An 11295-nucleotide genomic window follows, 5' to 3' on the forward strand; every position below is an offset into this window, starting at 1 on the left:
AATCAAATTTGCTTAAATATATAAAGTATTTCATATATTGATATGCTAGGATCAGTTTTTTTACTTTTTATGAATATTCTTTATAGTATGAATTTTTATCAATATATCTTAACTATAGATGTTTACTAACATTACTCATATTAAACTTATAAACCAAAAGTATCTCAAAATAGAAATTCTATTTTGAGATACCTCTTTAAACAACTTTATTTTTTTTAATAAATAGGGGATATAATCGCGATCCTATTAATTTTTCGTCTTTCTTAATTTCTATACCCTTATCTGCAATAACATTATCTAATACAGAATAATCGCCTATTACACTATTCTGCATAATTACACAATTTTTAAGTTTTACACCTTCACCTATATAAACTCGTCTTCCAATTACACAGTTCTCAACCTCACCTTTTACATAGCATCCATTTGCTATAATAGAATTTATTACATTGCTTGAACTAGTATAATGTGTTGGAGCTTCATCCTTTGTTTTAGTGAATATAGGCCTTTCTTCACTAAATATTTCCTTACTTATTCTCCTATTTAATAATGCCAAATTTGCATCATATAATGCTTTAAGTGAATTAATGCATTCCAAATGCCCAGTAAATTCATAAGCTCCTACTCTCAAATTTCTCAAATTGGCAGATATATAGCTTCTTACTTTTCTATACATTCCACTTCTTATACATTCATGAATTATATCTATAAATGTGCTGGTCTCCAAAACGTACATCTCCATGCTAATATTTACATTTTTACTATGGCCTACATTTTCCCCAATACTTATAACCTCCCCTAAATCTCCAAAATTTAGCACACTGCAATCATCAAAAGCATTTTGAGGCTCCTTAATATTTTTATATACCATAGTTACATCTTTTCCACTTTTTTTATGATAATCTATTACCTCTTCAAAATCTATATTGCAAATCATATATGATGGTGCAAGTAAAACATATTCTTTTCGACTGTATTTAAAGAATTCAATATTCTCAGAAAAGTTGTGAACATCTTCATATGATGGATCATAATCTCCAAAGTTGAATACTTTTAAACCATCTTTTTTTCTATTTAAGTCCCATGGCTTTCCATTTGTTAAATGATCAATTAGAGATCTCGACTTATTTTTTGTAAATATACCTATACAGTCAATTCCGGAATTTGTCATATTGGATAATACAAAATCAATAATTCTATATCTAGCTGCTATTGGAACTGATGCAAGAGGTCTGTTAACAACTAATTCCCCCATTTTACTCTCGTTTCCATCTAAATTTATTATTCCTAAACAATTATTCATATTTCTCTTCCCCCATACCTCATGTTAAGTTTATTTTCTAACATATACCTATATAAATAATGCAAAACTTTACACTATAACTTATACTATGTTACACAGCCTTATTACTTTCTATTATTGTACCCATCTTAACTTCTTCTTTTGCTGCTATTATTGCTATATCATCTTCTAGTCCAATCCTACAGTCTTTCCTGACTATAGCATTTGATCCAACTATAGCTTTCTCAATAATTACATTGTCACCTATCTTAGCATTAGTCATTATTACCGAATCTCTAATAATTGAATTCTTACCTACCTGCACACCTTGAAACAATACAGAATTTTCTACATCTCCATTAACAACACATCCTTCAACTATTAGCGAATTTTTAACCTTAGCCCCTTCACCAATGTATTGAGCTGGTCTTACTGGATTTACAGAATATATCTTCCACTCCTCATCATATAAATTCAATTCATTATCATCCTTTAATAAATCCATATTAGCTTCCCAAAGACTATCTATTGTTCCAACATCCTTCCAATATCCTTTAAATGGGTACGCCACCATCTTATTTCCGTCTCCTAACATGCTTGGAATTATATCCTTTCCGAAATCATTACTTGAATTCTTATTTATTTCATCTTCCTTTAAATACTTTTTTAGAGTTTTCCAATTAAAAATATAAATTCCCATAGATGCTAAATTACTTTTAGGATTTTCCGGTTTCTCTTCAAATTCGTAAATTGTCATATCTTCTCTAGTATTCATTATTCCAAATCTACTTGCTTCATCTTTCGGAACTTCTATTACTGCTATAGTTGCTTCTGCTTTTCTTTCTTTATGGAAATCTATCATTTTAGTATAATCCATTTTATAAATATGATCTCCTGAAAGAATTAAAATGTATTCAGGGTCAGCTCCATCCACAAATTCTATATTTTGATATATAGCATTAGCTGTTCCTTTATACCACTTACCACCTTTTTCTTCTTGATATGGTGGCAGAACCCTTACCCCACCATTCTTTCTATCCAAGTCCCATGGCTCACCAATTCCTATATGTGCATTTAATTCTAAAGGCTTATATTGTGTTAATACTCCAACTGTATATATTCCTGAATTGGCACAGTTACTTAATGGAAAATCAATAATTCTGTATTTTCCTCCGAATGGTACTGCTGGTTTTGCAAGTTTCTTTGTTAATACCCCTAACCTTGATCCTTGTCCTCCAGCTAATATCATTGCTACAATCTCATTTTTTCCCATGAATACATATCCCCTCTCTGTCACATAAATTCTCATTAATAAAAAAATCTATTATTTGCCTTTTAACACCTTAACACCATAACCATCAAGGGTTAAAATGTTGTTTATTCCTAAACCCTTATATTCTTTATTTTTATCTAATATATCAATATATGATCCTTCAATATTCACATTATCTAAAGTTATTCTTCTCTCACTTATATTTACAGCAACTATTATTCTCTCGCTTTCATAGCATCTTTCAAAAACACATACATCCAAATCTGCATTGTAGAATTTGAAATCACCCTTTTTTAATGCATTTTCGTTATTCCTTATTCCTATAATAACTTTATAAAAATCTATGATTTCTTTACTCTCTCTCCCCCACGGATAGGCTCTTCTATTTTCTGGATCCTTTCCTCCTTCAAGTCCAGCTTCATCACCATAATATATTAAAGGTACTCCTGGCAATGTCATTTGTAATGCTATTATTATTTTTAGTAATTCTATGCGCTTATCTAATACTGTAAATATTCTTTCTGTATCATGAGTACTAATAATGTTCATATTCCCATAAAAATTTTCTCTTGGATAATTTTCAAATAAAGACAACACCTTTTTTGCAAACTTGTCCGACTTTATATATCCCTTTACAAAATTTATTAGATTTTCTCTTAATGGATAATTAGTAACAGAATCAAGTTCTCTGCCATAAAGATATCTTCTGCGTTTGGAATAACTTATCTTATTGGATGCATCTTCCCATACCTCTCCAATAAGAACATTATCACTAGATACCTCATTCATTTTTTCTTTTATCATCCTAATAAATTCATCAGGAAGCTCATCTGCTACATCTAATCTCCACCCACTGGCTCCAAGGTCCATCCACTTTTTTATTATTGAATTATTTCCTTTAATTATATATTCAACATAACTTGGTTCCATCTCTTCAACATTAGGCTGGTTATCTACACCCCACCAACATTCATAACTTTGTGGATAATTAATAAACCTATACCAACTGTAATATGGTGAACTTGGTGATTGATATGCCCCCGTTGTTTCATAATTTCCAAACTTATTAAAATATTTACTATCAGCTCCTGTATGGCTAAAAACGCCATCAAGTATTATTCTTATCCCCATTTCTTTAGCTTTCGTGCATAAAACTTTAAAATCTTCATTTGTTCCAAACATCTCATCAACAATTTCATAATCCCCCGTATCATATTTATGGCAACTAGATGCTTTGAAAATGGGATTTAAATATATTATGCTTATACCTAATTTTCTAAGATAATCTAGCTTATTAATTACACCTTTTAAATTTCCTCCATAAAAATCCCATCTAATAATTCTTCCTGAACTATCTTTAATATACATGGGGGAATCATTCCAAGAACCATATATGAACGAGTTACTTTTAGAAGAAATTATTTTTCCCTCTTCATTTCCATTAAAAAATCTATCTACAAATATTTGATAAATAACTCCTTCTTTATACCAATTTGGCATTATACTTTTTTCGTAAACGGTAATTTGATATGGTATTGGATCATAATTGTATACTCTCCCTACTCCACCTAATCTTTCATCATTATTCCCATAATATAACCTACTGTATCCATCAATAATTACAAAGTAATACTCAATGATCCCAGTATAATTAGATGTATTTATTACAGCAGAATACTTGTATGAACCATTATTTAAATACTCTTTGTTCATACCTATATTTTTAATTGGTTCATTTCCTTTAAGTAATTCAACAGCTACTATAACATCTCTATCCATTTCTATTGATAGCTTTACCTTTTGCTGAATTTCAACAGCTCCAAATGGACTTCTAAATTTCATATTTTGAGAATCATGAATTATTCTTAATTCATCCATCAAAAATTACCCCTCCTTATAGATTCTTATAAATTACTTCTGATCCCCATATCCCTGTTGCATATTGCTCAATAGTTCTATCAGAAGAAAAGATTCCTGAATGGGCTATATTTTGACCACACATCTTCTGCCATCTTCTTTCATCCTTATAAAGCATATCAATCTTGTTTTGCGCTTTAACATATGAGTCAAAGTCTTTTAGCACAAAAAATTCATCATTATAGTTAACTAAATTTTCATATATACTTCTGAATCTATCTTTATCTGGGTTATATCTTCCACTTACTAAATCATCTACTACTCTCTTAACTCTAATGTCACTGTTATATATTTCTGAAGAATTGTATCCCCCACTTCTGTAATAGCTTAATACTTCATCAGCTGTTAATCCAAAAATAACAATATTCTCATCAGTTACTTCATCTTTGATTTCTATATTAGCGCCATCTAGAGTTGCAATTGTTACTGCCCCGTTCATCATGAACTTCATATTTGATGTCCCAGATGCCTCTTTAGTGGTAGTAGAAATTTGTTCACTTAAATCTGTCCCTGGTATTATTTGTTCTGCTAACGAAACATTATAATTTTCCATAAACACCACTTTGATTTTATTATTAACTCTTGGATCATTATTAATTGTTTTTGCTATAGAGTTAATTAATTCAATTGTATTTTTAGCCAAATAATATCCGGGTGCCGCTTTACCTGCAAATATGAAAGTCCTGGATTCAATATCTTTGTCTGGATTATCTATTAACGAATTATACAAATCCATTATCCTTAAGCAATTTAATATTTGTCTTTTATATGCATGTATCCTTTTAACTTGGACATCAAAAATAGAATAAGGATCAACCTCTATCTTCTGATTTTTTAATATTGTACTCGCCAGCCTCTTTTTATTTTCCAACTTAATTCGAGACAACTTTTCTAATACAGAATCATCACTTAAATATTTTTGAAAATTATTCAAATCCGTAGGATGTTTTATAAAACTATCTCCAATAGTATCCTTTAGGAGATTGGTAAGCTTAGGATTACTCTTTAATAGCCAACGTCTATGTGTAATTCCATTTGTTTTATTGTTAAACTTATTAGGATATAGATAATAAAAATTACTCATTTCCTTCTTTTTCAATATTTCTGTATGAAGCTTTGCTACTCCATTGACGCTATGACTCCCAACGATAGCTAGGTGAGCCATCTTAACCTGACCATCTGCTATTATAGACATATCAGATATCTTTTGCCATTGCCCCTGAAATCTATTCCAAAGCTCTTCGCAATATCTCTTATTTATCTCCTCAACTATCATATAGATCCTAGGAAGTAACGATTTAAACATATCTATAGGCCATTTTTCTAAAGCCTCTGCCAAAATAGTGTGATTTGTATAAGACACTGTATTAGTTGTAATTCTCCATGCCACATTCCAGTCTAAGCCCTCTTCATCTACTAATATTCTCATTATTTCTGGTATAGCTAGAGTTGGATGTGTATCATTTATATGAATTGCAATTTTCTCATCTAATTCCTCAATATTTCCACCATATTTTTTAAAATGTCTAATTATACTTTGAATTCCTGCTGATACAAAAAAGTATTGCTGCTTTAGCCTAAGTATTTTCCCTTTATAGAATGAATCTTCTGGATATAAAACTTGAGAAATTGATTCAATTGAATTTTTGTACTCTATAGCCTTTAAAAAATCTCCTCTACTAAAAGAAGAAAAATCAAATTCATTGGAAACTGCTTCCGCACTCCACAATCTTAATGTATTAACAACATCATTGTCATAACCAACTATCGGGGTATCATAAGGAATTGCTAATACTGGCTCATAATTTACATGAGTAAAAGTTAGATTATTATTTATGTAATCTACTTTTACTTCTCCTCCAAATTTAACTATTTCAGACTTGTTGGCTTTTCTCATTTCCCACGCATTTCCTTCCTTAAGCCAATCATCTGAAACCTCAACTTGTTTTCCATCTACAATTTTTTGTTCAAAAAATCCGTACTTATATCTAATTCCACACCCGTTTCCTGGTATATTTAGTGATGCCATTGAGTCTAGAAAACAGGCAGCTAATCTACCCAACCCTCCATTTCCCAGGCCTTGGTCATGCTCTAGGTTCTCTAATTCTTCCAGTGGTATGTTTAATTCACTCAAGGCTTCTTTACATATATCCCTTATTCCAAGATTTAATAAAGCATCACCTAGTAATCTCCCCATCAAAAATTCCATAGAAAAATAATATACCTGTTTCTGACCAGATTTATTATTTTTCTTATTAGTTTTAAGCCACATTCTAGAAACATAATCCCTAATAAGTCCTGCTAAAGCTTCGTACTTTTGTTGATTATTTCCTTCCTTCAAATCAATTCCGTGCAATTCTAAAAACTTATTTATATAGGCTAGCTTAAAACTTTTCTTATCTACTGATACCACTTCTCAATCCTCCTTATTGCATATAACAATTATCTATAACTTAATTCTCTATACATATTCAAATATTCCTCAGCAGACTTGCTCCAACTATTATCGGAACGCATTGCATGTCTTATAATTTTATTCCATTGCCTCTTGTCATAATAAATATTTATAGCATATTGTATTATGCTTAGCATTTCTTCCCCATTAAAATTTGCAAAACTAAATCCATTACCTGATTCATCATACTGATTATAAGGAGTAACAGTATCTCTCAATCCTCCTGTTTCCCTAACAATAGGTATGCTTCCGTATCTTAATGCAATAAGTTGTCCAAGTCCACATGGCTCAAATAGCGATGGCATTAAAAACATATCTGATGCTGCATATACCTTATGAGCTAAGGTATTATCAAATCTAATATTTGCTGATACTTTATCTCCATATCTGTAATCTAACCATTTGAAATAATCCTCAAAGTTCTTATCTCCTGTTCCAACTATAACAAGTTGTACATCTTGTTGTAATAATCTCTCCGCAATATATACTAGCAACTCAATGCCTTTCTGCTTAGTTAATCTAGTTATCATTCCTATCATTGGTGTATTTCTATTTTCATACAATCCCAACTCTCTTTGTAACTCTACTTTATTAGTTTGTTTATCCTTAAGAGTTGAAACATCATACTTTTTATATATATAATTATCAGTGGCTGGATTGAATTCTTCATAATCAATCCCATTTAGAATTCCTCTTAATGCACCCTCTCTACACCTAAGTAGTCCATCTAGTTTCTCTCCATAGTCAGGTGTTTTTATCTCATTAGCATAACTATAACTAACCGTACTAATTAGATCTGAATAGTTTAATCCTCCCTTCATAAAACTTACACCTTTATCAAATTCTAAACTTTTATTTTTATATGGTTCATAATCATATCCGAATAATTCAGGTAGTATTGTTTTATCGAAACATCCTTGAAATAAAATGTTATGAATTGAAAATACAGTTCTAATACTACTGTAAAATAAATCCTTACTATATTCTAATCTCAGCAATACTGGAATCATCCCTGTCTGCCAATCATTACAATGAATCACATCTGGCTGCCAATTAATTTGTTTGAGCATATTTAATACTGCTCTGTCAAAAAAAGCAAACCTTTCTCCATCATCATAAAAGCCATATAGCCCATCTCTATCAAAATAAGCTTCATTATCTATTAAATAATAAATTACGCCTTCATGATTATACTCAAATACTCCACAATACTGAGCTCTCCATCCTACATTCACCGTGTACCATTTGATAAATCTGATTTTCCCTTTAAGCTCCCAATTAATAGATCTATACTTTGGTATAACCACCCTAACATCAACACCCTTTTTAGCAAGCTCCTTTGGCAAAGCTCCTGCAACATCTCCAAGACCTCCGCTTTTTATAAAAGGATGTGCTTCTGAGGCTACAAATAAAATTTTCATAAATATTCTCTCCCACCTATCGCACTATTAAATTTCTTTTTCCTTAATAACTTCTACTTCCTTAATAAGTTCTTTCCCTTCATCAGCTAGCTCTTTCTCTATTTTTTTAATCTTCAAAATTAAAGTTGCCATTGGTGGTATTTTCACTTTTATTGAATATGGCTGATTATGAAAAGGCTCCTTTACTGCCTTTAATATTTCCCCCATAACTTGTCCTGACCCACCATACTTCTCATCATCCGTATTCATTATTTCTTCATATTCACCTAAAAATGGCACCCCGACTTTATAATCGTAATAAACATCCTGCTTAAAGTTATTTATAATTATTAAAGTGTCTTCAGCATCCCTACTTTTTCTCATAAATATTAGAATGCTCTGATCACTATTCCTTGGTTCTATCCATGTGAATCCATTATAATCATAATCTAATTGCCAAAATGCCTTATTGTTTAGGTATAATTTATTTAAATCCTTAAAGAACAAATGAGTTTTTTTGTAAATATCATCATCTTCCATAGAAATCCACTCTAACTCTTCATATTCCCTCCACTCTATATATTGTGCAAACTCACTACCCATGAAAGTTAACTTCTTACCTGGATGAGCCATCATATATGAACAAAACACCCTTACTCCAGCAAACTTATTCCACTTGTCTCCCCACATCTTATTAACTAAAGACTTTTTTCCATGAACTACTTCATCATGTGAAAGTGGTAAAATGAAGTTCTCTGAATAGTTGTACATCATTGAAAATGTAATATTTTTATGATGATGTTTTCTGTACAATGGATCTAATTGAATGTATTCTAGTACGTCATTCATCCATCCCATATTCCACTTAAAGTTAAATCCTAGTCCATCACTTTCTACAGGCTTACTTATATTAGGCCAAGCTGTAGATTCTTCTGCAATCATAAGTGCAGTTGGAAATTCCTTAAAGACTGCTTTGTTCAACTCCTTCAAAAATTCCATACCTTCTAGGTTTCCATTTCCACCATATTTATTAGGAACCCATTCTCCATGACTTTTTCCATAGTCTAAATACAAAATGCTAGATACTGCATCTACTCTTAACCCATCTACATGGAATTCTCTAAACCAGTATAAAGCATTTGATATTAAATAACTTTTTACTTCTGATCTTCCTAAATCAAAATTGCATGTACCCCATCCAGAGTTTTCTGCCCTCCAGTTTTCCTTATACTCATAAGTTGGTGTCCCATCAAACCTATATAATCCATGAGCATCCTTGCAAAAATGGCCTGGTACCCAATCTAAAATTACACCTATATCTGCTTTGTGTAGACTTTCAATCAATTTTTTAGCACCTTCCAAGCTTCCATATCTTGATGTTGGAGAATAATACCCTGTTCCTTGATATCCCCAGGACGCATCTAAAGGATGCTCTACTATTGGCATAATCTCTACATGTGTATACCCCATTTCTTTTACATAACTAGGTAAAATTTCGCTTAGCTCTTCATAGCTTAAAAAATCACCATTTTCTTTTCTTCTCCATGAACCTAGATGAATTTCATATATGTTTAACGGACTTTCATACACATTTATTTTCTTTTGCTTTGCCACCCATTTTCTATCATCCCATTTAAACTTTTCTGATTGATATATAATAGAAGCATTGTTTGGTCTTAATTCACTCTGTACAGCATACGGATCTGATTTGAACTCACTTCTTTCTCCTTTTTCATTTACAATACAATACTTATACCTTTCTCCTTCTTTAGCTTCTGGAAAGAATCCACTCCATAATCCATGTTCTGTAACCTTTTTTAACTCAAACTCATCTTTAACTTGAAAATTATTAAAATCACCTACTATATATACCTTTGAAGCGTTTGGTGCCCATGTGGTAAATCTTACTCCCTTAACTCTCATTTCTGTAGTAATATGTGAACCTAAAATGTCGTAAGACTCATAATTTTTTCCTTCATGAAATAAGTAAGTATTAAATTCAGTTAAATCATTCTTACACAACTTTCTTCCGTATTTCTCCATCCCCTCATCTTTCTTTTCATCTATTACTTTTCCTTTAATAGTTTCTATTTCCTTTGCCCTATCTTTCTCAAATTCTTTACTTTCATTATTTGAAGCAAAGTTTTTTTCAGATTTTTCTTTATTTATATTTACGTCTCTCTCCTCCATCTTTGACTTCTTTATTGCTGTTGATTTCTTTGCTGAAATCCTATTTGATTTCTTTGCCGAAGTTCCATTATTTCTAGAATTTTTAGATGAAGTTTTTTTAGTATTTTTCTTTTTTGTTTCATTAACTTGTAGCTCCAATTTTTCTGGTTTATAATTCCCTTGTTCAATACTATCTTTCTCTATTACCAATATTTTTGAAGCATTTTTTTGATTAGTATCACTTTTCAAAACTCAATCCCCCCTGAACTTATACCATTGTTATTGTAACGTTATAACAATTCCCAATTTAATACCATATATCTATATTACCAAATTTTAGAATATTTTTCATCTTTTTTTTAGTAATATTTATAAAAAAAGAAATTTATTCTTTTTTTGATTTTCTATCTCTCCTTAATTCTACTAATATGATAAGCAACAAATTGCTAGATCAATGTTAATAAGCATAGAAATAGTAATATGATAAGATCAGAATGTATAAATAAGCTTTCTAAAGAAAGATATAAAGATGTTTTAAATACAGTAAATAAACCAAAAGTTTGAAAATAGTTTTATTGAAAGGATTTAGTGAATAACTTATATCAATTGATGAAGTTAAAAATAGGATTTGTTAGATTTTTATGAATATAGATTAGATTTCTATGTGATTAAAATATCATTTAACTCGTTGTACAAAAAAAAAGGATAGTTTTCACTATCCTTTTCAACATACCTGGCAACGTCTTACTCTCCCACACAGTCTCCCATGCAGTACCATCAGCGCTGTAGAGCTTAACTT

At 30.8% G+C, this 11295-nt stretch carries 6 protein-coding genes; all 6 read right to left on the bottom strand.

Features of this window, described 5'->3' with window-relative positions:
• Positions 1-196: 196 nt before the first annotated feature.
• The 6 genes from glgD to glgB all read right to left on the bottom strand — a co-directional run bounded on the left by glgD (position 197) and on the right by glgB (position 10370).
• Entirely contained in the window at positions 197-1303 is a 1107-nt protein-coding gene (gene glgD / locus FAY47_RS19435) for a glucose-1-phosphate adenylyltransferase subunit GlgD (protein WP_143318584.1), read from the bottom strand.
• Between the two features lie 91 nt (positions 1304-1394).
• Positions 1395-2555, bottom strand: coding sequence for a glucose-1-phosphate adenylyltransferase (locus FAY47_RS19440; protein WP_143318585.1), 1161 nt, complete (start codon positions 2553-2555; stop codon positions 1395-1397).
• A gap of 51 nt (positions 2556-2606) precedes the next feature.
• Entirely contained in the window at positions 2607-4433 is a 1827-nt protein-coding gene (locus tag FAY47_RS19445; protein ID WP_143318586.1) for a glycoside hydrolase family 13 protein, read from the bottom strand.
• A gap of 16 nt (positions 4434-4449) precedes the next feature.
• Positions 4450-6885 carry a glycogen/starch/alpha-glucan phosphorylase gene (locus FAY47_RS19450; RefSeq protein WP_143318587.1) on the bottom strand — a complete coding sequence of 812 codons (2436 nt, stop codon included), beginning with the start codon at positions 6883-6885 and terminating at the stop codon, positions 4450-4452.
• Between the two features lie 29 nt (positions 6886-6914).
• Positions 6915-8348, bottom strand: coding sequence for a glycogen synthase GlgA (glgA, locus tag FAY47_RS19455; protein ID WP_143318588.1), 1434 nt, complete (start codon positions 8346-8348; stop codon positions 6915-6917).
• Between the two features lie 27 nt (positions 8349-8375).
• The gene (gene glgB / locus FAY47_RS19460) at positions 8376-10370 is read right to left on the bottom strand and encodes a 1,4-alpha-glucan branching protein GlgB (RefSeq protein WP_185966916.1); all 1995 of its coding nucleotides are present in this window, start codon (positions 10368-10370) and stop codon (positions 8376-8378) included.
• Between the last annotated feature and the right edge of the window lie 925 nt (positions 10371-11295).

The organism is Clostridium sp. HBUAS56017 (genome assembly GCF_007115085.1).
GTDB classification, from domain to species: domain Bacteria; phylum Bacillota; class Clostridia; order Clostridiales; family Clostridiaceae; genus Clostridium; species Clostridium cibarium.